The sequence below is a fragment of the Psychrobacillus sp. NEAU-3TGS genome, assembly GCF_029955155.1.
In the GTDB taxonomy this organism is placed as follows: Bacteria; Bacillota; Bacilli; order Bacillales_A; family Planococcaceae; genus Psychrobacillus.
Map to the genome: position 1 here is coordinate 433,986 of NZ_JAPNOZ010000010.1, position 25,598 is coordinate 459,583.

The 25,598-nt window shown below is 37.4% G+C and carries 25 protein-coding genes and 1 pseudogene; 4 read left to right on the plus strand and 22 right to left on the minus strand.

Annotated elements, in window-relative coordinates:
- Positions 1 to 25: 25 nt before the first annotated feature.
- From OR571_RS10670 to OR571_RS10680, 3 genes are all read right to left on the minus strand, one after another.
- Positions 26 to 1,054: an SGNH/GDSL hydrolase family protein gene (locus OR571_RS10670; protein ID WP_282242775.1), complete on the minus strand. Its 1,029-nt coding sequence runs from the start codon at positions 1,052 to 1,054 to the stop codon at positions 26 to 28.
- Positions 1,055 to 1,271: 217 nt separating this feature from the next.
- Complete coding sequence (locus tag OR571_RS10675; protein WP_282242776.1) at positions 1,272 to 1,934, minus strand: ribonuclease H family protein; 663 nt, start codon at positions 1,932 to 1,934, stop codon at positions 1,272 to 1,274.
- 1,208 nt (positions 1,935 to 3,142) lie between these two features.
- Positions 3,143 to 4,018: a helix-turn-helix domain-containing protein gene (locus tag OR571_RS10680; RefSeq protein WP_282243148.1), complete on the minus strand. Its 876-nt coding sequence runs from the start codon at positions 4,016 to 4,018 to the stop codon at positions 3,143 to 3,145.
- A gap of 44 nt (positions 4,019 to 4,062) precedes the next feature.
- On the opposite strand from OR571_RS10680, the gene OR571_RS10685 reads away from it, so the two are divergent.
- Positions 4,063 to 4,188: a hypothetical protein gene (locus OR571_RS10685; protein ID WP_282242777.1), complete on the plus strand. Its 126-nt coding sequence runs from the start codon at positions 4,063 to 4,065 to the stop codon at positions 4,186 to 4,188.
- Positions 4,189 to 4,517: 329 nt separating this feature from the next.
- Entirely contained in the window at positions 4,518 to 5,297 is a 780-nt protein-coding gene (locus tag OR571_RS10690; protein ID WP_282242778.1) for a putative bifunctional diguanylate cyclase/phosphodiesterase, read from the plus strand.
- Between the two features lie 76 nt (positions 5,298 to 5,373).
- Here OR571_RS10690 and OR571_RS10695 read toward each other — a convergent pair.
- Positions 5,374 to 6,394: pseudogene (locus tag OR571_RS10695) on the minus strand (tripartite tricarboxylate transporter substrate binding protein).
- A 128-nt stretch (positions 6,395 to 6,522) separates the two neighbouring features.
- Positions 6,523 to 8,031 carry an FAD-dependent tricarballylate dehydrogenase TcuA gene (gene tcuA / locus OR571_RS10700; RefSeq protein WP_282242779.1) on the minus strand — a complete coding sequence of 503 codons (1,509 nt, stop codon included), beginning with the start codon at positions 8,029 to 8,031 and terminating at the stop codon, positions 6,523 to 6,525.
- A gap of 165 nt (positions 8,032 to 8,196) precedes the next feature.
- Here tcuA and OR571_RS10705 point away from each other — a divergent pair, with 165 nt between their 5' ends.
- The gene (locus tag OR571_RS10705; protein ID WP_282242780.1) at positions 8,197 to 9,048 is read left to right on the plus strand and encodes a LysR family transcriptional regulator; all 852 of its coding nucleotides are present in this window, start codon (positions 8,197 to 8,199) and stop codon (positions 9,046 to 9,048) included.
- 72 nt (positions 9,049 to 9,120) lie between these two features.
- Here OR571_RS10705 and OR571_RS10710 read toward each other — a convergent pair whose 3' ends face one another.
- From OR571_RS10710 to OR571_RS10755, 10 genes are all read right to left on the minus strand, one after another.
- The gene (locus OR571_RS10710) at positions 9,121 to 9,972 is read right to left on the minus strand and encodes an STAS domain-containing protein (protein WP_282242781.1); all 852 of its coding nucleotides are present in this window, start codon (positions 9,970 to 9,972) and stop codon (positions 9,121 to 9,123) included.
- Between the two features lie 205 nt (positions 9,973 to 10,177).
- Positions 10,178 to 11,344 (minus strand): acyl-CoA dehydrogenase family protein, encoded by a 1,167-nt coding sequence (locus tag OR571_RS10715; RefSeq protein WP_282242782.1) that lies wholly within the window; start codon positions 11,342 to 11,344, stop codon positions 10,178 to 10,180.
- 69 nt (positions 11,345 to 11,413) lie between these two features.
- Positions 11,414 to 12,343, minus strand: coding sequence for a hydroxymethylglutaryl-CoA lyase (locus OR571_RS10720; protein WP_282242783.1), 930 nt, complete (start codon positions 12,341 to 12,343; stop codon positions 11,414 to 11,416).
- A 54-nt stretch (positions 12,344 to 12,397) separates the two neighbouring features.
- Positions 12,398 to 12,721, minus strand: a complete 324-nt coding sequence (locus OR571_RS10725; protein WP_282242784.1) for a CoA transferase — start codon at positions 12,719 to 12,721, stop codon at positions 12,398 to 12,400.
- Positions 12,722 to 12,771: 50 nt separating this feature from the next.
- Entirely contained in the window at positions 12,772 to 13,551 is a 780-nt protein-coding gene (locus tag OR571_RS10730; RefSeq protein ID WP_282242785.1) for a CaiB/BaiF CoA transferase family protein, read from the minus strand.
- Between the two features lie 50 nt (positions 13,552 to 13,601).
- Complete coding sequence (locus OR571_RS10735; RefSeq protein WP_282242786.1) at positions 13,602 to 14,396, minus strand: enoyl-CoA hydratase/isomerase family protein; 795 nt, start codon at positions 14,394 to 14,396, stop codon at positions 13,602 to 13,604.
- Positions 14,397 to 14,427: 31 nt separating this feature from the next.
- Positions 14,428 to 15,726, minus strand: a complete 1,299-nt coding sequence (locus OR571_RS10740) for a TRAP transporter large permease (protein ID WP_282242787.1) — start codon at positions 15,724 to 15,726, stop codon at positions 14,428 to 14,430.
- Positions 15,719 to 16,237, minus strand: a complete 519-nt coding sequence (locus OR571_RS10745; RefSeq protein WP_282242788.1) for a TRAP transporter small permease subunit — start codon at positions 16,235 to 16,237, stop codon at positions 15,719 to 15,721. The genes OR571_RS10740 and OR571_RS10745 overlap by 8 nt, the downstream gene beginning before the upstream one ends.
- Before the next feature lie 84 nt (positions 16,238 to 16,321).
- A complete protein-coding gene (locus tag OR571_RS10750) occupies positions 16,322 to 17,359 on the minus strand; it encodes a TRAP transporter substrate-binding protein (RefSeq protein ID WP_282242789.1) in 1,038 nt (345 codons plus the stop codon).
- A gap of 54 nt (positions 17,360 to 17,413) precedes the next feature.
- Positions 17,414 to 18,850 (minus strand): MmgE/PrpD family protein, encoded by a 1,437-nt coding sequence (locus OR571_RS10755; protein WP_282242790.1) that lies wholly within the window; start codon positions 18,848 to 18,850, stop codon positions 17,414 to 17,416.
- A gap of 144 nt (positions 18,851 to 18,994) precedes the next feature.
- Between OR571_RS10755 and OR571_RS10760 the strand changes: the two genes are divergently transcribed.
- The gene (locus OR571_RS10760) at positions 18,995 to 19,882 is read left to right on the plus strand and encodes a LysR family transcriptional regulator (protein WP_282242791.1); all 888 of its coding nucleotides are present in this window, start codon (positions 18,995 to 18,997) and stop codon (positions 19,880 to 19,882) included.
- A gap of 93 nt (positions 19,883 to 19,975) precedes the next feature.
- Here the strand turns inward: OR571_RS10760 and OR571_RS10765 are convergent, their stop codons facing one another.
- From OR571_RS10765 to OR571_RS10795, 7 genes are all read right to left on the minus strand, one after another.
- Entirely contained in the window at positions 19,976 to 21,112 is a 1,137-nt protein-coding gene (locus tag OR571_RS10765; RefSeq protein WP_282242792.1) for an ABC transporter ATP-binding protein, read from the minus strand.
- A gap of 16 nt (positions 21,113 to 21,128) precedes the next feature.
- Positions 21,129 to 21,986 (minus strand): carbohydrate ABC transporter permease, encoded by an 858-nt coding sequence (locus OR571_RS10770; RefSeq protein WP_282242793.1) that lies wholly within the window; start codon positions 21,984 to 21,986, stop codon positions 21,129 to 21,131.
- Positions 21,983 to 22,894, minus strand: coding sequence for a carbohydrate ABC transporter permease (locus tag OR571_RS10775; protein ID WP_282242794.1), 912 nt, complete (start codon positions 22,892 to 22,894; stop codon positions 21,983 to 21,985). The genes OR571_RS10770 and OR571_RS10775 overlap by 4 nt, the downstream gene beginning before the upstream one ends.
- A gap of 57 nt (positions 22,895 to 22,951) precedes the next feature.
- Positions 22,952 to 23,254, minus strand: a complete 303-nt coding sequence (locus OR571_RS10780; RefSeq protein ID WP_282242795.1) for a type 2 periplasmic-binding domain-containing protein — start codon at positions 23,252 to 23,254, stop codon at positions 22,952 to 22,954.
- Positions 23,255 to 23,326: 72 nt separating this feature from the next.
- Positions 23,327 to 24,271, minus strand: a complete 945-nt coding sequence (locus OR571_RS10785; protein WP_282242796.1) for an extracellular solute-binding protein — start codon at positions 24,269 to 24,271, stop codon at positions 23,327 to 23,329.
- Between the two features lie 241 nt (positions 24,272 to 24,512).
- Entirely contained in the window at positions 24,513 to 24,950 is a 438-nt protein-coding gene (locus tag OR571_RS10790) for a VanZ family protein (protein ID WP_282242797.1), read from the minus strand.
- Positions 24,951 to 24,996: 46 nt separating this feature from the next.
- On the minus strand, positions 24,997 to 25,443 hold the full coding sequence (locus OR571_RS10795; RefSeq protein WP_282242798.1) for a VanZ family protein: 447 nt from the start codon (positions 25,441 to 25,443) through the stop codon (positions 24,997 to 24,999).
- Between the last annotated feature and the right edge of the window lie 155 nt (positions 25,444 to 25,598).

The following is a 25,598-nucleotide window of genomic DNA, read 5'->3' on the forward strand; positions in this document are numbered from 1 at the left end:
TGAAGTTTCAGTCGCTTTTTTCTAGTCAGTTCTTCTTTTGTAATAACGCTAGCTTCGCTTTAGAAGGAGTTTCGTAACGAATTGCGGGGTTCTTTTGAACAAAACTACTTCCCCCTAAACCGTAAAGACCATTCTGTTGCCCTTTATAGCTGTATACACGGTACTCTTCTCCCTTTTTCAATGTTCGAATAGTAGATAAGGAGCTGTCGTTTTCAATTTTCATCAGATAAGTATCTTGAAGTATCGTCACTTTACCAATTTGACCAATTTTGAGCTCTGTTTTCCCCCACATTACTTTCGGGCTGTCTTTTGGGGCCTGTACAGGCATCAAATAATTTTGGAGAAATTGGTCAGCTAATACTTGATATCCAGCTTCATTTGGATGAATGTCCTTTGGATTTTCCAAGTAGGTAGTGCCATTTACATCAAATGCAGTTGCTATTTCTACAAAGTGTACATTTTCTCTTTTCGCGATTTCAGCCATTCTACTATTTACAAAACTAAAAGCGAGTTTCAACTGTTGTTTGACCCCATTATCCGCTATATGTGGTAACGGAAAATAATAACCAAATAAATAAATATCCGCTTCCGGATTGAGTGTTTTCACTTGTTGAATAGCAGCAGTCAGATTACTAGCTACTTTATTTAACAATACCGTCGCTGTCGCAAGGTCTGTATTAATACTTTCATCCTCTGGATTGTACATTTCATCTATAAAATCGTTAGCACCGCTAATAATTGTAACAAGCTCCGCCTCTTGTAAAGCTTGCTGCACCTCAGCACGATTTAATGTTTCCAACAAGCCAACGCTCGTTTCTCCCGTCATTGCAAAGTTTTTGTTAAAGGACGCTAACATATCTTTCTTAGCGAGCTCTTCACTAATAATATCTGTGAAGCCCCTGCCAACCTTAATCCCATACGGGGTATGACCGGCTGCTAGTGAATCACCTAATGCTACATAATCGACTTTCTTACTCTCTGCCTGTGCTGTAGGAGTCCACACACTAGAAAGAGCAAGTGCCCCGACTAACACAAACGATAAAATTTTCTTCACTATTAATACCTCCTTCACCCATTCTATAGTATGCATAAGTGCCTATATCAATGTTATTAGAATAGAACTACAACTGCTTTAATAATAGCTTTTCTCCTTCAGAGACACAACTTTATTATTGAAATAAATGTAGTGAGATATAGAAAGGAGATAAAGCAAAAAAATCCTTCCACAGTCTTTGTGTAACTGCGAAAGAATTTTTTAGTTTCTCCAATAGCTAGTTCTTATCCATCTCACTAGTCCCAGTGATTTCAATTCCATTCAGAGCCTGTGTAGCTAATCGATCCGCTTCCGCATTTGCCTTTCTTGGTACCAATTCGTATTCTGGCTGAATACCTAAGTCTTTCATGTTAGCTTCAATACGGTCGGCCCAACTAGATAGATCCTTTTCTATCACTGGCCATTCTTCACTCAAATGATTAATCACAACCTGTGAATCTCCAATGAAGCGTACTGATAAATGATGAACCCCTAGAATTTCCAGCTCTTGCAGGCTTAGATAAAACGCTGCATATTCAGCCTCATTATTGGATACAAGCTCGGTAGCAAACGAGTTTCTCCTCAATCGGTACGACTTTCCACTTTGCTCATAATAAATAACACACCCCAAACCAGAGCTGCTAGTCGCTCGATCGAAACCGCCGTCAAAATAAACGGTCACATTATGTGGTTCCGTTTCGATTCCTTTCAAATAGCCTTTCAGCTCTTTTATCGTCCAGGAACTATCAAAACGATCAATGAAAATCACATTCTTCGCACGACCTATTTTCTCCAAATCCTCTGCCACAAGTAGGGCTTGAGTTGCCGGCATCTCTTCCGAGCGGAAGGTAGTTTCCACACCTTTAGGAGTCCTATAAATACATTCAATTAAAACAATCATCACCAATCCTCCAAACTATTAAATCCACATAACTATAGATTACCCAATACAGTACATTTTTACATATGGAAAGAAAAAAGCGTAATCCTAATTGGACTACGCTTTTTTCTTTCCCCTTAATGGGGATACACTCGGAAAATTCGCTATTGTTGCTTTGTTAAACCGTTACTGACAATATTAACTTAACTTTCATCTCGTCAGTGCAGTTCACTTTGTCTGAAAAACCATCAGACGTCAAGGTGCACTTCCACAAAAAACTTTTCTTTCACTTGCTAATCATACTCTTTGGATCAGAACCTAAATATATCGGTTCCCGACGAGAGTGCCTTTCGCCAGTAAAGCAAATTTTCCGCCAAGGCTGTGCAAATCATCCTTTGGAGTCTCTTGTAAACGCATCGTTTACCAGTCCCTTCCTACGGTAGTTCCGCCTTGTACTATTTATATACCCCGCCTCATAGTAGTTAAACATCTTTTTTTAAAAAAGTTCTATACACGCTATAAATTAATATCTTCAGATGTACCACAAAAGAAAAGCGTAATCCTAATTGGACTACGCTTACTTCTTTCCCCTAAATGGGGATACACTCGGAAAATTCGCTAATGTTGCTCTGTTAAATCGTTACTGACAATGTTAACTTTCATCTCGTCAGTGCAGTTCACTTCGTCTGAAAATTTATCAGACATCAAGGTGCACTTCCACAAAAAACTTTCTTTCACTTGTCGATCATACTCTTTGGATCAGAACCTAAATATATCGGTTCCCGACGAGAGTGCCTTTCGCCAGTAAAGCAAATTTTCCGCCAAGGCTGTGCAAATCATCCTTTGGAGTCTCTTGTAAACACATCGTTTACCAGTCCCTTCCTACGGTAGTTCCGCCTTGTATTATTTAAATACCCCGCTAAAACTCAATTAAACATCTTTTTTAAAATATTTAAATATATACAGGGACAAAGTTCGACATATATTGCACGTTCAAGAAGGAAAATATCCATTTATGCATATTCTAGAGATTTTTCTTATCAAATTTAGTATATTTGAAATGCAAAAGATATTTTATACAGAAATTATTAAGTATTTTGTACCTCTTGTAAACACTCATTTATTCTTATTGCAATTATTAGGGAGGACAATATCTTAATTTTGTTTGGAGAAACCATTTATCCTTTAAGCAAAAAGAGTATTAATAATCGTAATCATATGAGAACTTCTTAATCTAGGTATTGTTGTTTATTTTGTTTTATGGCACTTATATAAAAAGGAAGTTCTAGAAATTCAAAGAAAAACAATGCTTGATTATATACTTCTTTGATTTCTATAAAGGAAGTTCCTTTTTTCTCTAAGCATTGTGCCTTATAGTATAAGAACTTTCCTACTAGAAAGACATAAGATGTTTCTTTCGATTTCTGTATGCCTTGATTGGCAGTTTCTAGTGCGGCATCGAAGTCCTGAAGATCATAAAGTACTTTACATTTGTTAAATAAAACGGTAATAAGTGTTTCATAAACTTTATGGTCTGTATAGTTTTTATGCATATGCTCTTTTAGGATTTTATTATAATAATACAAACTTTTTTTTCCTTCTCCGGTTTCAGAATAGACATTGGCAATCGTATTGTAAATTTTAATATGTAAAAAACGGAATTGAATAGTTGTTTGGTTTGAAAAGTTTAAAATGTTCTTGAGTTCTAATATGCATTCTTCAGGACCGATAATTTTTAATTTGTAACGAGCAGTATGTAAAATGTGCTCCAAGTATAAATTCAACCAAATATTATCAGAAACTGTTTTGTTCTGCTTTATTATCGAAATAACTTTTTTATAATTATGCTCTTTTAAGTGATATTCAATTTCTTTTATTAGTTGTTCACTTTCTAAGACATTTTTATGAAATAACATTTCGATAAAATATTCAACTGGCACTTGTAGCTTTAACGCGATTTTTAATAAAGTATCTATTGCCGGATACACTTCTCCTGCTTCAATTCGACTAATTGTCGACTGTGTACAAATATTATTTGCAAGCTCCTTTTGGGACATGCCTAATTCAGCTCTAAGTTTACTAATCTCTAAGCCTAAGTATTTCATTTCCAAAAATATCACCTCATAATATCAAAAAGGACGGTAAATATATGAAAAAACTAACTATTATTTTATTAATCGTATTAGCAGTAGCACTATATCCAAACGCAAGCAACGAAAGCGCGAAATTTATTGATAAACCTATCACTACTTTAGATTTGCCTCATACTTATTAAATTTGTTAAATCCAATAAAGTTATTATTCTTAATTTTATTGGATTTTTCAAAAAATACAATGTAAATAATTTACAACACTCTCTCCTAATACCCATCTAAACATGCATCTCAATCTGGAGAGTGCTCTAAAACTAAAATATACAAGGAGAACGACTATGCAACTAAAAGCAAATAGTGTTGAATATTACCCTTTACACGTAGAAAGTAGCTCAGACAATGTAAGTGATCATTTAAAAATACTAGTTCTGAATTAAATAATATAGTTAAGCCTGGGCAACAACTATTTGCATTATCAGCGAATGATGAGAAAGAATCACATTCACTGGAGTTGGACCTTGGATATGCTATAGAGCGAAACCAATTGGAGTTGTATTATCAGCCTAAAGTTTTTGCAAAGACCAAGCAAATAATTGGGGCAGAAGCGCTGATCAGATGGAATCATCCGGTCCACGGCATGATATCCCCAGCCGAATTCATACCTTTGGCAGAACAAACAGGATTAATAAAAGAAATTGGAAAATGGGTTACAAGAACAGCTTGTATTCAGAATAAAATATGGCAAAATGCCAAGCTACCGATGATTCCAATTTCTATTAATTTATCTGCTACCCACTTTTTAGAAAAAGATTTAATCAGCAACATAGTGCAAACATTGAAAGAAACTAGTTTAGAACCTAAATACTTAGAAATTGAAATAACCGAAACATCCCTATTGGAAGAGGAAGAGATTGTTTTCTCGATTTTAGAAGAACTAAGAAATTTAGGTATCAAAATTTCTTTAGACGATTTTGGGACAGGTTACTCTTCCCTTTCCTATCTTAATCGTTTCAAAGGAAAACTAGATATCCTTAAAATTGACCGTTCTTTTATTCGTGATTTAAGTAGTTCACATGAAGAAGATTCCAATTTTATTGTGAATATGATTATCCAACTGTCGCACCAACTAAAGATGGAAGTAATCGCTGAAGGTGTTGAAACGAATGAACAGCTGCAAGTATTACAAAAATACAATTGCAATATTATTCAAGGCTACTTGTTCTCTAAACCAATAACTGCATCCAAATTTGCCGACTTACTAAAAACGTCCCTATGTGAGAAACAAGACTAAATTGTTTCTTACATAAGGACATTTTTTAATAAGAACAGTTTTGCTTGACTCGTACGCTTAGATCAAAAGAAGAAAACTATTTGGCCATATCTAGTGCGTTAAGCAGTTCCGCAATTTGATCATTCTGCTGATCTAAAAATTGTTTAAAGTCTTCTGAGTTTTTATAGTCACTTTCCCAACCAGCACTTGTCATTGCTGTTTTCCATTCTTCTGTTTCTACCATTTGTTGAATCTTCTCATTCCAGTAGCTAAGCGCATCCTCACTCATTTCTTTTGGCCCAAAGATTCCTCGCCAAATCATAAATTCCGCATCGATTCCTAGTTCATTCATAGTTGGGACATCTTTTAGTTCTCCTCCCATCCGCTCTGGAGAAGCGACCGCAAGCACTTTTACTTCACCAGCTTTTACATACTGAGTTACAGATGAAGCATCTGTTGCAAGTACATCCGCATTACCACCTAGTAAAGCAGTCATGGCTTCGCTGGTGCCATCATACGAGACGTATTTGATTGATTTATGATCTATTCCCGTCTTATATGCAGGTAAAATGGAAACTAAATGATACATCGAGCCGGGGCCTGATCCTCCAGCAAATGAAAGAGAGGTAGGATCCTTTTTTAAATCAACTAATAACGATTGGAGATCATTATACTTTGAATCTGCTCTAACAACAATGGAGCCATAATCTTTCGTTAATTGGGCAAGAGGTGTCGTATCATTATGTCCAAATGGGCTATTCCCTTCTTTTTCAATGATTGATCAAAACTGGAGGTGAACCTGTGAATAATTTGTAATCATTTTTAGCATCTTGCGTAACATAGCTAGCAAGAAACACAGTTCCGCCACCGCCCGGGTTATTTTCGACCATCATACTTCCATCCACAAGCTTGGCATCTGTCATCACTTTCGTAAATGTACGAGCTGTTCTATCCCAGCCTCCCCCTGGTCCAGAAGGTGCTACGACAACAATTGCTTTATCTGGGTACGTATTTTTATTAGCTCCACTAGCGGTATTACTTCCTGCTCCGCTACAGCCAGCTAACCCTAACGCCATAACCGTTCCTAGTAGAATACCTTTCCATTTTGCCGTTTTCATAATTACTACTTCACCCCTTCAGATAGTATGAATCTCCCTCTTTATAACAAACCTTGAAAGCGTATACATTCTTATTTAAACGAATACTCCCCGACACTATAATCAGGGAGAATTCTATTCATATAAAATTAGTTCACCAGCTCCGCATTTTTACCTAGGATATACTGTGCAGCAGATGTACCGGCTAATTTTCCATAAACGGCACCGGACATCAGACCAGATCCGCCTGGATAGTTTTCGTAAAAGATTCCACCAATCATTTCACCGGCCGCAAACAATCCTTTAATCGGTAGTTCTTCTTTATTTAACACTTCTCCCGAGGTATTTACATGTAATCCACCAAACGAGAAGGTGATACCACATGTTACAGGAAAAGCGTAGAATGGCGATTTCTCATTTCGGAGTGCCCAGTTCGTTTTTGGTGGAGTAATTCCTTTCGTTCCTTTTCCATCTTTCTCTGCCGGCTTGTAATCGCCTTCCTGCACTGCTTTGTTATACTCTTCAATCGTTTTTAGAAATTGTTTTTGAGCTACTGGCAATAAATTTGCAAGTTCTTCTAGCGTATCGGCTTGATAGAAAGTTGCTTCTTCCAAGTCATATTCTTTCCGCAGCATCGGGCGAACTTGAGCATCATAGATTTGGTAAGCTACATGACCGGGTTGTTTTAATACTTCGCGACCATATTTGGCATACGTATAATTTCGTAAATCTGCTCCTTCATCTACAAAACGTTTTCCTTCATTATTCAGCATAATGCTGTAAGGATACGAATGCTTTTTAAAAATATCACCCGGTTTTGTAAAGTCTCCCACAATCGGTGCGTTAGAATCTGTTCCAATCGAATGGCAGCCGGACCATTCTCCAAATTTTTGAGCTCCAACTTCTAAAGCCATGAAAATACCATCACCTGTATTAAATTCAGTTCCACGGACAATGGCAGCTTCCCATTCTTCACCGATATGTTCGCTTCTCAATTTCTTATTTGCCTCGAAACTACCGCAAGCTAAAATGACACCGACTGTATTTACTGTAATTGTCTCATTATCTTTTTCAACAACAATCCCCGTAATTTGATCGTTCTCTTGTACTAGTTTCACTGCGCGTGATCCATACCAAATGTCGATTCCAAGCTCTTTCACTCTTGTGAAAAGCTGCTTCATTAGTCCAACGCCTTTGTCTTCTGTTTTAATAGGCAGACCGCCCCAAAAGTGGCGTTTACCATCTTGTATAAAGGATTGATTTTCATAGTTCAACTCAAATTTGATTCCTTGATCTCGCATCCATGCAATCGTTTCATAAGATTTAGAAACTAACTGTTTCGCAAGTCCAGGATTACTTTTTCCACCTGTAACGCGCATCAAATCATCATAATAATCACTTTCACCGTATTCGGGCATCATGATTAAATCTGCTTCTTCATCTGTCAGTTCTGGTATAATTTTTCGAATAGCTTCTAAATTATTATAAGCAACACGAATTGCCCCATCTGTAAAAAAGGAGTTCCCTCCACGTTTTTCCTCAGGTCCCCTTTCCAAGACAAGAACATTCGCTCCACCCTCTTTTGCTGCAATCGCCGAACATAAAGCTGCATTCCCTGCTCCAACTACCACTACATCATAACTTTGTGTATGTGACATTTCGACCCCTCCTTCATAACTCTTAACGTTATAGTAGAGTAAAATGAGAGATAAATATAATATCGTTTTTTATTTTCATCCATAAAAAAATTTTATTAATAAGTTATCAAGTGATATGATGAAATTAATTGATTGAATATTCGGCATTAGTGAGGAGGATACCTTTTGGATGAAAAAGATTGGCATATAATAACGACACTTTATGAAGAGAAAAATATAACAAAAGCAGCTGGGCGGCTTTATATTTCACAGCCAGCATTAACCTATCGAATACAGCAGATGGAAAAAGAGTTTGATTCAAAGATCGTTTCGAGAGGAAAAAAAGGAGTCGAGTTTACGGTAAAAGGGGAATTTCTTGTCCAATACGCTCAGGACATGATTGATCAATTACGCAAAACAAAAGAACAGATTTTAAACATGGATAACACCGTAAAAGGTACGCTAAGATTGGCTGTGTCAGGTCTATTTGCTCGTTATGAGCTACCTTCTTTATTGAAAGAATTTTTGTCCATATACCCTGAAGTTGAGGTAAATTTAAAAACAGGTTGGAGCTCCGACATTCATCAAATGCTTCAAAAAGAAGAATCGCATCTTGGAATTGTGAGAGGAGATTATAGCTGGAAGGAAAATAAAATCTTATTACGGGAAGAAAAGATATGCATCGCTTCTAGTAAAAAAATAGCATTCGACGAACTTCCATACCTACCAAGAGTGAATTACCAAACGGACCACTCGTTAAAAAATACAATTGAAAACTGGTGGCAAGAAACGTATTCGGTCCCTCCAATGATATCGATGGAAGTAGACCGGCTTGATACATGCAAGGAACTTGTTCTAAATGGTCTAGGATACGCAATTCTACCAGAGATTTGTATTAAGAATGATGAGGATTTGTATATTGCACCTATTCTTTTACAAGAAAATAAGTATTTACTTAGAAATACGTGGATATTTTATCGAGATGCTGCGCTAGAGTTAGCTCAAGTTAAAGCTTTTATTGATTTTTTGAATGATTAATGTTTCTTACTAAATCAAAAAACGCCCCCATCTATTAGACAAGCTAACAAATGAGGGCTGTTTCTGATTCAACTAAATATTTTTATAAACACCAGTCATGAATAAAGCTTGTTTTAATGAACTGAATGTAGGTATACTGCTAAAATCGAGTCCTAACTGGATGGAAGTTTGGGCTATTTCTGGACGAATCCCAGACATAAAAGTTTGTATGCCGAGTAAGTTAAGGATATCCATCAATTGAAACATTTCATTGGCTACCATCGTGTCCATTATCGGGACAGCAGAAATATCAATAAAAAGCTGTTCGATTCCAAGAGCAGAACACTTTTGTGGCACTTCTTGTAGTAATGCTTTTGCTCGGCTCGTATCAATATCACCTACAATCGGTAACACAGCTACCCTTTCTAAAATTGGAATAACCGGAGTACCCAATTCATTTATCAATGTTTGTTGGGCAGTCAAACGATTATTCGACAACTTATAGTATTTTTCTGAAAACAGATAGATAAGGTGATCAAAAGAGGTATTATATATTACACTCCATTTTATAATATCTGTTTTGGTCACTACCTCATCATGTTCTTTTGCAAAAAGATCAATATACCCCCATATAGTTTCACGAGTTTTGTTCAATGCCTCAATGACTTCATGTATAGGTGTATTATTTTCAATTCTACTTTTTGCCACTGTCTCGGCCCATAACAATTGTTGTTCTTCTAAAGAACCCTTTTCCTCTAAAAATGCAGAGACAACAGTTTTGATCGTCAAAGCATGTTGTTCTAGTAGTATGTCATCTATTTGTGGATTCGAATTGTTGGAGTAAAAGGCCCCAGTAAAATTGTCTTTCTCAGCGAACCATCGTTCTGTAATATTTCTAGAATTGTTAATTAGGTATTCATAAAGTTGTTCATTAATTGATTTCAATTTACTTCCTTCTTTCTTAATTAACACATTGCTTCTTTAAGTATAAATGTTTCGAAGGAAAAATGGTAGTTTGCTGACAAAGCGGGAGTTTCGATAGTTTATATTCTCTCCTTTCTATTCAAAGTTCCTCGCAAATATATAAAAGCCCATTTGTCTGTAAATGGGCTTTTAATTATATAGAGTTTTTTTCTAACTTAGCGGATAGCTAAAATGATCTTGGTAAACCTAATACATGCTGTCCAACAAAACTAACAACTAAATTGTTGGAAATTGGTGCTATTTTGAATAACCGTGCCTCTCTAAATTTCCTTTCAATATGATACTCTGCGGCAAATCCATATCCGCCATAAGTATCCATAGCAGCATTTGCAGCTTCCCATGCCGCTTCAGAAGCCAAGTATTTGGACATGTTCGCCTCTGCTCCGCCTTTTTCATTGGCGTCAAACAGAGCTGCAGCTTTATCCCTCATAAGCTTTGCTGCTTCAATATTCATATAAGCTTTCGATATCGGAAATTGAATTCCTTGATTTTGACCGATTGGGCGACTAAAAACGACTCGCTCATTTGCATATTGAACCGCTTTATCTACAAAGTAATAACCATCACCAATACTTTCGGATGCTACTAAAATTCGCTCAGCATTCATACCGCTAAGTACATAGCGAAACCCTTTACCTTCTTCTCCAATCAAGTTTTCTGCGGGAATCTCTACATTTTCGAAAAACACTTCAGTCGTGGCGTGGTTAACCATCGTCTCGATTGGGCGAATCGTAATTTTGTCCTTTTGATCATTCATATCCAGAATAAATAAGCTTAATCCATCTGTCTTCTTGGCGACTTGTTCTTTCGGAGTTGTTCTTGCTAACAAAAGCATTAAATCTGAATACTTAGTGCGAGAAATCCAGATTTTCTGTCCGTTCACTATATACTTGTCTCCTTGACGGACAGCAGTTGTGATTATATTAGTCGTATCACTGCCAGCAGTTGGTTCCGTTACTCCAAATGCTTGCAGTCGCAATTCACCTGTTGCAATTTTCGGTAGATAACGTTGTTTCTGCTCTTCGCTCCCATGATTCAGCAATGCACCCATTGTATACATTTGAGCATGACCTGCTGCTCCATTCCCACCCGAACGATTAATTTCTTCTAAAATAACGCTAGCTTCAGCTATACCAAGTCCGGCACCTCCGTATTCTTCGGGTATCAGCACGGAAAGCCATCCTTCCTCCGTCAGTGCTTTAATAAATTCTTCTGGATATTCTTTTTTTTCATCGAGTTTTTTCCAATAACCTTCCGGGAACTTTCCACATAATGTGCGGATACTTTTTCTAATTAGCTCGATTTCCTCACGTGAACTTTTTGCAGTTACCAAATGAACCATTCCTCCTTACAATTTATGAATCATAACAGAATTTTAAAGATGACGACTCGCTTAATTTCCTCATGAAGAGATAGGGACTGGATACTTTTTATCATATGGGCCAGCTTTGAATACATAGCTGGGAGTTTGATGTCCCACTATTTCTTCTAATAGAAGGGAAGCTTTCAATAATTCTTCCAAATCTATATTCGTCTGTATATTCATGCTATGAAGCATATGAACAACGTCTTCCGTACAAACATTACCAGTAGCTCCTGGTGCAAACGGACAACCACCCAACCCTCCAAGTGCTGTATCAAAATGAATAACACCTGCATTCATACCTGCTAGTATATTGGAAAGACCCATACCTCTTGTATTATGAAAATGAAGTCGAAGTTTCTGTTTTGGAAACTCGGAACGTACTAATGAAACCAACTGAAAAACCCCTTTTGGATTCGCCATTCCTGTCGTATCGGCTAATGTCAGCGTGTTAATAATTAATTCAGTAACTTGTTGCACGATTGAAAGAACATGATCTGTGGGCATTTCGCCTTCAAAAGGACAGCCAAAGCTTGTAGCCAGTGACACATCCAGGGAAATTTTATTTTCAATACAAAAATTATTAATTTCTTGTAACTCTTCTAAGGATTCTAAAGTTGTTTTTTGCACATTTTGTAGATTATGAGTTTCACTCACCGAAAAGACGTAGTTTATATTGCTGACGCCCAGGTGAGTCGCTCTTTCCGCTCCCTTTAAATTAGGAACTAAAGCAATCAAATTAGCAGTACCAGCTGCTTGCTGTATTTTCGAATACAATTCCCCGCTATTAGCCATTTGCGGGACTCTTACAGGATGAACAAATGATCCAAATTCAAATGATTGGACCCCAGCCCTTGTCAACCGTTTAAATAAAAGTTCTTTTTCCTCCACATTGACTAATTTTTTTTCCAGTTGAAGTCCATCGCGTAAAACTACTTCATTGATATATACTTTTTCCGGAAAATTCATACAGAATTCTTTCCTCCTTAATTTCATTTCCACTCGATAATAAAAAGTGGAGGATTACTTTTCAATCAGTTGTTGTTGGAAACCAAATTCTTTTAATATCGCTTCTGTATGTTCACCAGCTTCGGGCACCGGATTCATTACAATATCAAATTCTTTCGATGTAACAGGGGGAATAAGTGCTTTTACTACCCCACCTGGAGAATGTACCTCTTTCCAACGTTCTCTGTATTTTAGTTGAGGATGGTTAATTACTTCTTTTAATGTATTTAACTGGGCATTGGCAATATTAGACTCTTCCAGCTTAGCGATTATTTCTTTAGCACTTGAACTTTTGAATGTATCTTCAATTATTTCCTTTAATGGTATTTTATGTTGCACACGACTGCTGTTTTTATCAAAGCGAGAATCATTAATTAAAGATGGATTCTTTAATAATTTTCACAAAACTGTTTCCATTCTCTTTCATTTTGGATGGCCAAAAATACTTGTTCCTCATCCTTTACCTTAAATGGACCATAAGGATAAATTGCTGCGTGGCTTGCGCCAGTTCTTTTTGGATCAGAGCCTCCATATTCAGAGTAAAGAAGCGGATATCCCATCCATTCACTTAACGCTTCTAGCATGGATATTTCAATCACAGCTCCTTTATTTGTTTCTTTTCTAGCAAACAGTGCAGTTAAAATACCTGTATAAGCATACATTCCTGCCGCGATATCTGCTATAGAAATCCCAGCCCTTGAAGGAGTTTCCTCTGTTCCTGTGATAGACATCAATCCAGCCTCGCATTGTATAAGTAAATCGTATGCTTTTTTATCTTTGTATGGACCATCCGTCCCATATCCAGAAATACTACAAATGATGAGCTGAGGATATTTCTTCTTTAATTCCTCAGGACTGAAACCAAGTCGATTTATCGCCCCAGGAGCCAAGTTTTGTATAAATACGTCTGCTTCGGAAAGAATCTTATCCAAAACTTTTTTTCCTTCCGAGTCCTTTAAATCAAGTGTTAACGACTCTTTAGAACGATTTAACCAAACAAATATACTAGACATTCCGTGGACCGTTTCATCATATTTTCTAGCAAAATCCCCCCCAGGTCTTTCGACTTTAATGACACGTGCTCCTAAATCTGCTAATTGTCTAGTCGTATAAGGTGCTGCTACTGCTTGTTCTAATGAAACAACGCTAATCCCTTTTAGCGGTAACATCGAACTCCCCCTTAATATTTTTTATGGAATAGGTTGGAGATGCGAATCACCTAAACACCTTGCCAAACTGGCTCTCTTTTTTCATTAAAAGCCATTATCCCTTCTTCTCGGTCTTGCGAATTAGCACATTTATAATATTCTTCTAATTCGATTGATAATGCCTTTTCAATATCTGTTTGAATCCCTTTATCTATTGATTGTTTAAGTGCTTTTAATGAAAGAGGGGCATTTTTTGCGATCCCTTTCACAGCTTTCAACGTTTCCTCGAGTAAACTCTCACTTGGAAATACCCCATTAGCCAGACCAAATTCTCGTGATTCGGTTGAAGTCATATGTTTCCCTGAATATAAAAATTCCTTCGCCACCTTTATAGGGATAGCTCTTGGCAAAAGCTGTGTCCCACCTGCCCCTGGAATAATTCCAATCTTTACTTCAGGCAATCCCATCTTAGCATGCTCTGCAACATAACAAAGATCACAGCTAAGAGCCATCTCCAACCCACCGCCTAGCGCAAACCCATTCACAGCTGCAACAGTCGGAAACGAAAAATTCCTGATTGCTTCATATGCTTCTTCAAAAATATCATGCTGAAGCTTCCAATCCTTTTGAGACATTCCCTTCCTTTCTTTTAAATCTCCTCCTACACAAAAACTCTTTTCACCAGACCCTGTTAAAATTAAAACTCGTAGATCTGTTAGCGTCTCTAAATATTGAAAGCACTCTATTAACTCTTTTCCCATTTGAGTATTCAATGCATTCATCGTTTCAGGTCGATTAAGTTGTAAAATATAAATATTGTCCTTTTTATGATCATCGATAAGCTTTATCGTGTCCCAGTTTTTCATAAATTTCCCTCCGATTTTTAAATATTATCCTTTAACCTAATATGAAAAGTGCAATCTCTGGGAATATCCATACTAAAGCTAATACTAAAATGATAATTAAACCAAACGGCAACACGCTTTTTATAATGGTTCCCATCGATTCTTTCGGCACTAATGTTTTAATTGCAAACAAATTCATCCCTACTGGTGGTGTAATTACTGCAAGTTCCATATTAATCACCATGATGATTCCAAACCAAATTGGATCAAATCCTAGACTCATTGCAATCGGGAAGAAGATTGGTGTAGTGATTAAAAGTATGGAAACAACTTCCAAGAAAAAGCCCATAATGAGCCAAATAATACTCATGATTAATATAACTATCCAAGGGGCAACAGAAAGTTCAGAGATAAAATTAGAGAGATATTGTGGCATTCCTAGAAGAGTTAGTGCAGATCCAAAAACCACTGCACCAACTACAACAGTAAGCAACATCGCACTTGTCTTTACTGATTCAATAAAGACGGTAGGAATCAACCGAGTAGGTAACGTCCGATGTATAATTGACGAAACAATGAATGCGTAAATTACTCCAACTGCTGCTGCTTCCGTAGGGGTGAATATACCTGCATATATTCCGCCCAATATAAATACAGGCAATAAGAGATCAGGAATTGCTTTAATAAAAATATTTTTGTTTTCTTTTTCAGGAATAGTGCTTTTTTCTAATTCCTGGGTCGAAAGCTTAAGACTAGGAGCTTTAATAACAGTATATATAGATAGTAAAATGGCTATCATCAATCCTGGAATAATCCCTGCCATGAACAAATGACCAGGGGAAGATCCACTTAAAGATGCATACAAGATTAAAGGAATACTTGGAGGAATAAGGATACCTAGAGACCCGCCCAGCGCTGAAAGTCCATAAGTTAGGTTTTTTGTATAATTTTGTTTCAACATTTCAGGAATAGCAATCCGGCCAATTGTTAACACGGATGTCATACTGGAACCGACAATGGCAGCAAAAAGAGTGTAAGCCGCAACACTTGCCACTCCGGCTCCTCCTCTTACTCTTCTAAGTAAATGATGAGCTACCGCAAAAATTCGTTCCCCACTTTTGCCGTGATACATTAGATTTCCCATAATGATGTACAAGGGAATCGCCACAAAAACAAATTCAGATAAAGTATTTTTCAATGTGATTGGTACCTGTATCAAATATTGTGTATCAGCAGAAAATAGGATTGTAATTACACCCGACAAACCAAGTGCGAAACCAATCGGAACACCTAAAAATAATGCGATAAAAAGGACTGCTAATAGAATCAATATGGCGCTCGTACTAATCAATTAATTTCGCCTCCTTTACTGTTGCATCGTTTGGTTCAGTAACAATCTTCAATACATTACCTATTCCAGCCAATATTAGAAGTCCACCACCTATACAAATAAAAGAATAAGGAATCCACAAAGGAACAGAAAGTAACGTTGGGGAAACTGATCCTCGCTCGAAGGAACTAGCTGTGATATTCCATCCGTATATGAGTAATATAGCTGCATACGGTATTACTAATAACACATTTATTATTCGTAATACTTTATTCGCCTTACCTTTTAATTTATCGAGAAAGAAAGTTACCTTAAGATGTTCGTCCTCAATAAGTAAATATCCCATGGAAAAGAAAACGATAAATTGTAAAATATACGATGATATTTCATTTGTCCAGATGGTTGGAGATCTAAATCCATATCTTGAAACTACTTCATAAAAAACAATAATAGCAAGCAATGCTATTAAAATAGCTAATAAGTAAACAATCGTTTTTTGTACGTATTCGATGCCTTTCAATACACCTCTCATGACGAATCACCGACTCTCTTCAGATTTATCAAAGGACATAAGGCACCCAAGATTATGATGATTCCTATGTCCTTGAGATTCAGATTATTGTTCGTTTGCTTTCTCTACTAATCCCAATAAATGCTCGCCTATTTCACCTGAAGATTCGACATAGGCCTTATAACGATTAGAAGCTGCTTCTTTCCATAATTCCATTTCGCTCTCAGTAGGTGTATATAGTTCTATCCCATGTTCTGACAATTGTTTTTTATAGATTAAATCTTTTTCCTTTGCTTCTTTTCTTGACTGCTCTTGGGCAATTTCAGAAGCCTCTTCTATTGCTTGTTGAACATCTTCTGGTAACGATTCCCACCAAGTAAGATTTGTAGCTCCTTGAAAGGAAAGACTCAATAAGGTCATATCTGTCCCATATTTAGTTACTTCATATAAGCTCCGATCAATTACCGAGGAAGGTCCTGTAGTATAGCCATCTATCGCTCCATGCTCAAGCGCTTGATATATTTCCTGTGAACTCATACTGACTGGTGAAGCTCCTAGTTCTTCCAACATTAAGGATGCACCTTGACCAAAGCCTCTCATAATCTGTCCTGAAACATCCTTTGGTACTTTGATTGGTTTACTTCCATAGAGTTCCACTGTCCCATAAGAAGGCCATCCAATCAATTTCATCCCCAGCTTCTCAAATTGAGTATTAAATATGTCACCAAACTCTCCATCCTCAGCTGCCCACATGGACTCCCATGAATTAAACAGTAATGGTAAATCCGTAACTTGTAACGGTTTTGCCTCTCCTCCAGCTAGGAAACCTGTTGTAATCTGTCCTATTTGAACACCTCCCGTTGCAAGAGCATCTGGCAATTGTGTGTCGTTGTAAAGCTGTCCATTCGAGAATGTACTCGGAATTAAGTGAATGGAAGTATCTTTTGTTTTCTTATCAATTTCTTCCGCCAGCACTTCGAAATAAACACCAGTCGCATGCTCTTTCGGCAAGTTATAAGCAATTTTGATTGTTTGTGTTTTTTGATTTTTGTTATCTCCTGCTTTAGCGACAGAATCATTATCCTTACTGCAGCCAGCTAAAATCATTAATAAAATTAAACATAAGAATACAAGCTTCTTCATAAACGTTTTACCTCCTCATTTGTGGTAACGCTTTCATTTATTTCCATAGATAATTTACACAACGTGCTCTTCCTTACTTTCATTCATAAAACCTTTAATGTTTTCAATCCACTCTCTGACGGAATGTAATTTTTCCATTTCTAGCCCTTGTTGAAAAAGATGTTCCATTTTACTTTTTTGTTTACTATCTACCTCATCTCCATAAGCAAAAGTTAGGCAGTCAAACCATTTAGCTTCATATTCTTCTAAATTCATAGGCTTTCCTTTTGAACCAGGTGCATGCTTAACTTCTTTTTCTATCACTTCGCCTTCTTTTGTTTTTACAGACACATACACTGGTAACTTTTCGATTTCCTCGGAATCTGTGATTTCCCCTTCATATTCTGATAGCTGGACGATACCAAATAGTTTTTGAATTTTGTCTCTTTGCACCATGGAATCTGTAAATGAGTTCAATTGAATTTCTCCATCTTCCAAAGCAGCTAAACAAGTATATTCAGCACTAAATTTTCCTTGTAAACCGGTTATTGGCTGATGATGAATAAGTGCAGTTAGTCCATTTGGCGGAACCGATACATTTATCTCAACTACATCACTAAGCGTTAAATTATTTTCCTTTCTTATTTCCAACATCCCATCAATAAAACGGTGGGTCAAATAACAACAAGGGAATTTTTTTACACTTAATCCATTAACCTCGTAGTCATGTTGCCCACCAAATGTTGTGCCTTGTATGTTTTTGGATAAATGTACAAATGAATCACTACCTGTATATGCTTGAAAAAAACCTCTTTCCTCAAAAATTTCTTTATTAGCGGTTAATCCTTCTTCAGCCAATAAAACAGCCTGTATTGCATGTTGAGCAGCTAAACCTACGTGGAGAGGCTTGGTCATCGTTCCAAAATTCTTTTGAAGTCCGCCTGCCATCGATGCGGAAATGGCAATGGCATTTTGCAATGTTTCTTTATTGAATCCCATTAGAAGTCCGGAAGCTGCTGTTGCTCCAATCGTTCCAAGTGTACTTGTAGAGTGCCATCCAAGATCATAATGTTTGAATCCCATCACTTTACCTAGCGTTATCATGACTTCTGTTCCTACCACATAAGCAGCTAGTATATCCTTCATAGATTTCTCCAAATATTCACCTAGTGTAAAAATGGAAGCCACTAATGGTGCACTTGGATGTGCCAATATGGTTGGCGTTACATCATCAAAATCTAACGCATGCGTCGCTGTCCCATTAATAAGAGCCGCATATTCTAATGGAACTTTTTCTAACTCTCCCCAAATAGAGGCCATTACATTAGTTGTAGACTTTTTCATATAAGTTTTTTTGATAACTTCCACACTCGGCTCGTTCCATCCCGCAAGCGCGACCGCTATTGTATCAATAATTGCAAGTTTAGAAATCTCAATAATTTCAGAACCTAACCTTTCATAGCTAACAGATTCTATATAATCAGCCATTTGTTCCAAAAATTTTTTTTGCATTATTCTCCCCCCATTATTGATCTCAATTAAACTTTAATTAAAAACAGAATTATTAGTATATTTATAACATTGAAAATTTAATCGGTCTAATATATAGTTTGAATAATACTTATAGAAAAAAACTATAGCTAAGGGGAGGTTAGGATGGAGCCTAAAATTCTTAACTACGTGATAACACTGGCCAATGAAAAAAATTTTACGAAGGCAGCACGCAAACTTCATTTGGCACAGCCCTCTTTAAGTTACCAGATAAGTAAACTAGAAAAAGAATTGGGAATACTGTTATTCAATAGAGAAAATGAGGTATCTCTCACTTATGCAGGGAAAGTGTTCATCTCCCATGCAAGGCAGATTATCAATCAGTTTCAACAACTGAACTCTGAAATAATTGACGTGGCAGAGATGAAAAAAGGCCAACTGCTTGTTGGAAGCTTAGCCCACACAGGTGCGTATATGCTTCCTAAAACAATTTCAAGGTTTAAGGATAAATTTCCAGGTATTGACCTTGTACTAATCGAGGATACAAGTGTTAATTTACAATTACTGATTTCGAGTGGTCAGCTTGAAATAGGGCTCATGTCAATGCCAATCACAAATAGTGAGCTCGAGAAAGAAACTATTTTAGAAGAGGATATTTTACTTGCTATTCCAACCCATCATTGGTTAGCAAGTTATGAGGAAGTCGATTTGAAGGATTGTAAAGATGAACATTTCATACTAATTAAAGAAGGAAATCATTTTCGAAAAAACACATACGATTTATGTGTTCAATCCGGCTTCGAACCTAAGATTGTTTTTGAAAGTATCAATATAAATACATGCCAATCCCTTGTCACCGCTGGAGTAGGGATTTCATTTGTTCCTAGAATGGTTGTGAACGAAATTCAACTAACAAATAAACCTATCTATCTGCCTATCAAAACAGATAAGATTAATCCAAAGAGAGAAATTGTAATAGCGTATAAAAATAATCGATATCTCTCCAAAGCTGCACGAGCTTTTATAAATACGATGAGTGAGTTATATAATTAAGAGTGGATTAAATTTCCTAAACTATTAAAGCCCACCTGTTCAGGTGGGCTTTTTTGGATACTTGCTTATAAAAAAAATTATAAGAACCACTTCTTACACCGACACTTTTTCCAGTAGTCTCTCTTCCGCCTTAATTCGTTGACCGGTTCCCTCATCGAAAAAGTGGGCACAGTCCATCTCAAAGCCAAGCATGACTTCCTCTCCTGGCGAAACAATCGTACGTGATTCCACCTGAGCGATAAATTCTTGTGTACCAATAGATGAATAGAGGAGCATATCCGAACCGGTCAATTCCGAAACCACAATTTTAGCAAGTAAATGCTCAAATCGCGGATCACCCTTCAGCCCAGTTTGCATTTTAATATGCTCTGGACGGATTCCCATCACAATCGTTTCTCGATCATAGCCTTGTCCTTTTAAAACCGCTAGCTTATCTTGTGGCACCCTCAGGTCGATACCTTCTGAAACAAAGCGGTTTCCTACTATTTTTCCTGAAAAGAAATTCATAGCGGGTGATCCGATAAAGCTTCCGACGAATACATTTTCCGGATAGTCATACACAGTTTTTGGAGTTCCAACCTGTTGGATAATACCGTCTTTCATAATGACAATTCGAGTGGCCATCGTCATTGCTTCTGTTTGGTCATGCGTAACGTAAATAGAAGTTGTTTTCAGACGTTGATGAAGCTTGGCGATTTCTGCCCGCATTTGGAATCGTAATTTCGCATCTAGATTCGATAGTGGTTCATCCATTAGAAACAGTTTAGCCTCTCGAACGATTGCCCGTCCTAGTGCGACACGTTGCTTTTGACCACCGGAAAGTGCACTAGGTTTTCGTTTCAACAAATCTTGCAAACCTAAAATTTCTGCCGCTTCTCTCACTCGTCGGTCGATTTCTTTTTTATTGGTCTTCCGTATTTTTAGTCCAAATGCGATATTGTCATAAACAGTCATATGAGGATAGAGCGCGTAGTTTTGAAAAACCATTGAAATGCCGCGATTTGCAGGAGGAACATCGTTCATCAGCTTTTCGTCTAGAAAAAACTCTCCGTCTGTAATCTCTTCAAGCCCAGCAATCATCCGTAGCATTGTCGATTTCCCGCAGCCTGATGGTCCTACAAGTACGATAAACTCCCCATCCTTCACATGTAAGTTAAAATCAGTTACCGCATTACCTTTTATCGCTTTATCGTATTGTTTGTTAATATTTTTCAACAACAACTCAGCCATTTTACTTCCCCCATTCTTATGATTTTCCGCCTGATTGTAAATTGATACCTTGTATAAAATACTTTTGGAAGAAGAAGAACAGGATGACGACTGGTAAAAGTACAAACAATGACCCTGCCATCAAGTAATTCCACTGCGTATTCATCTCACCCTTAAACACTTGAAGCCCTAATTGAAGCGTATATAAATTCTCATTATTCACATAGAGGAGTGGTCCTAAAAAATCATTCCAAGCTCCGTTGAATGAAAAAATCGCAACTGTTGCCATCGCTGGCTTGGTCAATGGAATGCCAATCTTTCTCCAAATATAGAAATGACTTGCCCCTTCCATCTTAGCCGCTTCAATCATTTCATTCGGAATCGTCATATAGAACTGGCGAAGCAAAAATATATTGAATGCACTGCCGAAAAAAGCGGGTACGACAAGTGGCAAGTACGTATTAACCCAGCCAAGCTTTGAAAATAGAACGTACTGGGGAATAAGTGTCACGAAACCAGGTATCATCATCGTCGATAGGACGATGGCGAACAAAACGTTTCTTCCTTTAAACGGTATCTTTGCAAATCCATATGCAACAAAAGAGTTGACAATCACTTGCCCGATTACAACCAATATAGTAATGGTCAACGTATTGATCGTGTACAAATCAAATGGCGCAGCTTCCCAAGTTTTTAAGTAATTCTCCCATTTCCAATCGGTAGGGAAGAAAGTCGGTGGGAAACTCATCACTTCCTTCATCGTTTTCAGTGAAGTGGAAATCATCCACCAAAGCGGAGAAAGGAATAATAAACTACCAATGCACAACAAGATAAAGTTCGCAATCTTCAGTACCTTCTTCCGATTAGTCATACTTGCAAAATAAGCATCCTTCATTTTTTCGCCTCCCCTTCATAATGCACCCAACGAGGAGCGAGTTTTAGATTGATCATCGTTAGTACAAAGACGATGAGGAACAGTACCCATGACATAGCCATTGCGTAGCCCATATCAAATACTTTGAACGCTTTATTCCACATATAGTAATTATAGAATAGTAGCGAGTTGACCGGACCTCCACCACCATTGGTCATAACATATGCCTCCTGGAAAATCTGGAATCCGCCGATGAGACTCGTCACTACATCAAAAAAAATAACCGGTGTAATCATCGGTAATGTAATGTAACGGAATTGCTGAAACGTGCTTGCTCCGTCTATTTCTGCTGCTTCATAAAGCGACTTCGGCACGCCTTGTAGACTTGCCAAATACAAGAGCATTCCACCGCCGACACTCCAAAGCTTCATTAAAATAAGCGAAGGCTTCGTCCATTCGGGATCAAACAACCAATTCGGACCATCAATGCCGATCCAACCGAGCATCATATTGATTAACCCTGTGCCTGGGTCGAGTAATTGCATCCAAAGAAGATAAACACCTACGCCCGATAAGACGGCAGGTAAGTAATAGATGGTACGGAAAAAGCGAAGTCCTGGTACATCTTGATTGAGTAGAACAGAAAGGAAAATAGCTCCGATCGTTGTAAGAGGAACAGAGAAGGCAACGTAATACAACGTATTGTAGAGGGATGTCCAGAACAATTGGTCATCCACAAGTAACTTCTCGTAATTTCGTATTCCGATGAAATCCATCTGGGATGTAATATTATAATTGGTAAAACTGGCACCTAATGAAAATAACAGAGGTCCTGCTGTAAAGATAAGAAAACCGATGATCCAAGGAAGGATAAATATGTATCCAACAAGACCTTCCTGCCGTTTAAAATGTAACTTTCTCTTTTTCATTGAACTATCCCCTTATGTATAGAAAAGGAGGAGAGCATTTCTGCTCCCCTTTTATCTTTATTGATTTTCTTTCACTAATCGTTCGACTGCCGCTTGGGCATCCTGCAATGCTTTTGTAGGAGTTTTCTTTCCTAGCATGACATTATCTATTTCCGGATTGATAAGAGTCGGAAAATCCGGTGCTTGAAGAGGTGTCGGTGTTAACAAAGTGTTTGGCATGTTATCGACAGCCATCTGATAAACAATTCTGTCCTTCTCTGACATCTTTGCATTCTTTGCAGTTGCCTCTGCAGCTTTGATGTTCGCTACATTGTCATAGTTTTTGACAGCCCAGTATTCTTGCGCATCTTGATCCGTCAAATATTTGATAAACTCCCAAGCTTCCTCTGGATGGCTTGAACCTTCTGGGATTTCAGCTACAAAACCGCCTCCCTAGCTTGTATGACCATTGCCAGGCTCACTTTCTGGAAGCATTGCTACGCCGAAGTCTAGTTCAGGAGCATAATCACGAATTTGCGTATTGAATGTTGGAGTGTTGACAAACATCGCCAATTTACCTGTAAAGAAAGGATTTGACTGCTGACTGTCTATTTGCGATTTATACGAGTTAATAACGTTATCGCCGTAACGCTCCTTCCACCCTAATAACCAATCCAACGTTTTACGATTTATATCTGTGTCCACTTCGACATTTCCTTTATGATCAACAACGTTTTTGCCGGCAGCGTTCAACATCCATACGTCATAGTTAATACCAAATAGCGGATAGAAACCCAAACGGTCATATGTATCGCCGTTCTTTTTATCTAATTTTGCTGCGTATTCTTCTAGTTCAGCCCATGTTGTCGGTGGCTTTTCTGGATCTAGTCCAACTTCTTTAAAAGCCTCTTTGTTGTAATAGAGAATACGAGTATCTGTATTGAATGGAATTCCATACGAATCTCCTTCATATAAAGTAGCTTCCCATAGTTCAGGATAGAATCGCTCAGAAATATCATCCTTCTCTAGAAATTGCGATAAATTCATTGCTTGTTTCTTCTGTCCGCGAAGTGCTGTCGCATTTATATCATTAATGACAACATCTGGCGGATCACCGGCTGCTATGGACGCAAGCTCTTTCGTCCAAATATCTCCCCATGGTACGAAAGTATGTTTTACAACAATCTCATCTTGTGAGTTATTAAAGTCCTCGATAATCTTTTCAATGACAGGTCTTCTAATCTCAGACCCCCAGAAACTCCAAAAATCGACGACCACCTTACCCTCTGCTTCTGCCTCCAGAGCAGCGCCCTTATCGCCTCCAACCTGGAAGCCAGCGCAACCTGAAAGAAGCAGCATCACTGCAACTAGTGAAAACAACATTCCCTTTTTAAACAACTCTTTCTCCTCCTTCAGGATATATAACAAAATACATACGACTTCCTTTTCCCTCTTAATCTGACAAATAAACTTATTTTTCTTAAAATAGTTTATTAGGCTTTCTTTGATTTCTTTCTATCTATATTAAAAGAACTAAATATTAATATTCTTACAGGTCTTTATAAACAATTAATTAAAAAGTAAAAAAAGCCCATTCATCGATTTCTCGATAAATGGACGTTGAATTTTATATACAAAGCTATTCTCTTCTCAAATACATTTTCCTACTTCGCCCACTTCGCTTCACAGCCAAAACACTAACAAAATAAGCAACCAGAATCCCAACGAAGTCTATTCCAACATCAACCAATCTACCGTTTCGATTAAAATAGAGCTGAAGAATCTCCGTAAAAACTGCGAATGTGGCAGTTACTAAAAGAGCAAGGCCCACCCGCTTCCACCAGCGAAAATATAAAGTATACAATAAAGCAAACGTCATCATATGACCTGTTTTTTGTATGATATAAAATTGGCTTGATAGCTCAATATCACTCGTAATGAATAGATCCAGATAATTGGGAGAAGGTTCAAAGCTAAATTGAACAACTTGGTCATACAAAAAGATATAGGCATCTGAAGTAGTTGTCGCAATTAGAATCCAAGCACTCCACAAAATAGTAAGTAAAGGGTATATCATGTGGAATCATCCTTTCTTCGCATATGCTTCCCTCTCTGTTCATAGCCTACCCATCTACGCGATTTCGAAACAAAACCACGACATAAACCAAAATTCCAACGAATGCACCCGCACTATCTATTAGCACATCCCTCACTTGTGCCCCTCTTCCAGGAACAAAAAGCTGATGCAATTCATCCGAGATGGCATACAATATGCAAATGAATAATGCCAGTCCCCCCGCTTTATATCTATCTATTCCACTTAAGCGCAAAGAACGTATTACAAGTACGCCTAGCACTAAAAAGATAAAAAAATGAGCATTCTTACGGACGAAATGATTTAAGTTTCCAACAATAAAATCCGAATGAGGAGCTACTTTTTCAACCGCCGAAACTATAACTTCGGTAACTCCTATGCTCAGCTCATTCGACTCATTGGCCGGTTGGTGTGAAAAATAAAAAATTAATGCCATCCATAATAAGACTGCTGTATAAGAAATTAATTTATTCATATTTTAGTCTCTCTTCTATAATTAACCGTATACTAACTCTACTTTTACTATATCAGATAACTTTCTTTCCTATCTATAAAGATTTATTATTCTGTAAAATAAATTCTAATAAAATGAATATATTATCCTTAACGAGAGAGAAAACCACACTAACA

Coding starts and splice junctions, on each gene's coding strand:
- OR571_RS10675 (WP_282242776.1), bottom strand. CDS start 1,934: ATGATTGTTTTAATTGAATGTATTTATAGGACTCCTAAAGGTGTGGAA.
- OR571_RS10680 (WP_282243148.1), bottom strand. CDS start 4,018: ATGAAATACTTAGGCTTAGAGATTAGTAAACTTAGAGCTGAATTAGGC.
- OR571_RS10685 (WP_282242777.1), top strand. CDS start 4,063: ATGAAAAAACTAACTATTATTTTATTAATCGTATTAGCAGTAGCACTA.
- tcuA (WP_282242779.1), bottom strand. CDS start 8,031: ATGTCACATACACAAAGTTATGATGTAGTGGTAGTTGGAGCAGGGAAT.
- OR571_RS10720 (WP_282242783.1), bottom strand. CDS start 12,343: ATGAATTTTCCGGAAAAAGTATATATCAATGAAGTAGTTTTACGCGAT.
- OR571_RS10730 (WP_282242785.1), bottom strand. CDS start 13,551: ATGTTACCGCTAAAAGGGATTAGCGTTGTTTCATTAGAACAAGCAGTA.
- OR571_RS10735 (WP_282242786.1), bottom strand. CDS start 14,396: ATGAAAAACTGGGACACGATAAAGCTTATCGATGATCATAAAAAGGAC.
- OR571_RS10745 (WP_282242788.1), bottom strand. CDS start 16,237: ATGAGAGGTGTATTGAAAGGCATCGAATACGTACAAAAAACGATTGTT.
- OR571_RS10750 (WP_282242789.1), bottom strand. CDS start 17,359: ATGAAGAAGCTTGTATTCTTATGTTTAATTTTATTAATGATTTTAGCT.
- OR571_RS10755 (WP_282242790.1), bottom strand. CDS start 18,850: ATGCAAAAAAAATTTTTGGAACAAATGGCTGATTATATAGAATCTGTT.
- OR571_RS10760 (WP_282242791.1), top strand. CDS start 18,995: ATGGAGCCTAAAATTCTTAACTACGTGATAACACTGGCCAATGAAAAA.
- OR571_RS10765 (WP_282242792.1), bottom strand. CDS start 21,112: ATGGCTGAGTTGTTGTTGAAAAATATTAACAAACAATACGATAAAGCG.
- OR571_RS10770 (WP_282242793.1), bottom strand. CDS start 21,986: ATGAAGGATGCTTATTTTGCAAGTATGACTAATCGGAAGAAGGTACTG.
- OR571_RS10775 (WP_282242794.1), bottom strand. CDS start 22,894: ATGAAAAAGAGAAAGTTACATTTTAAACGGCAGGAAGGTCTTGTTGGA.
- OR571_RS10790 (WP_282242797.1), bottom strand. CDS start 24,950: ATGATATACCCTTTACTTACTATTTTGTGGAGTGCTTGGATTCTAATT.
- OR571_RS10795 (WP_282242798.1), bottom strand. CDS start 25,443: ATGAATAAATTAATTTCTTATACAGCAGTCTTATTATGGATGGCATTA.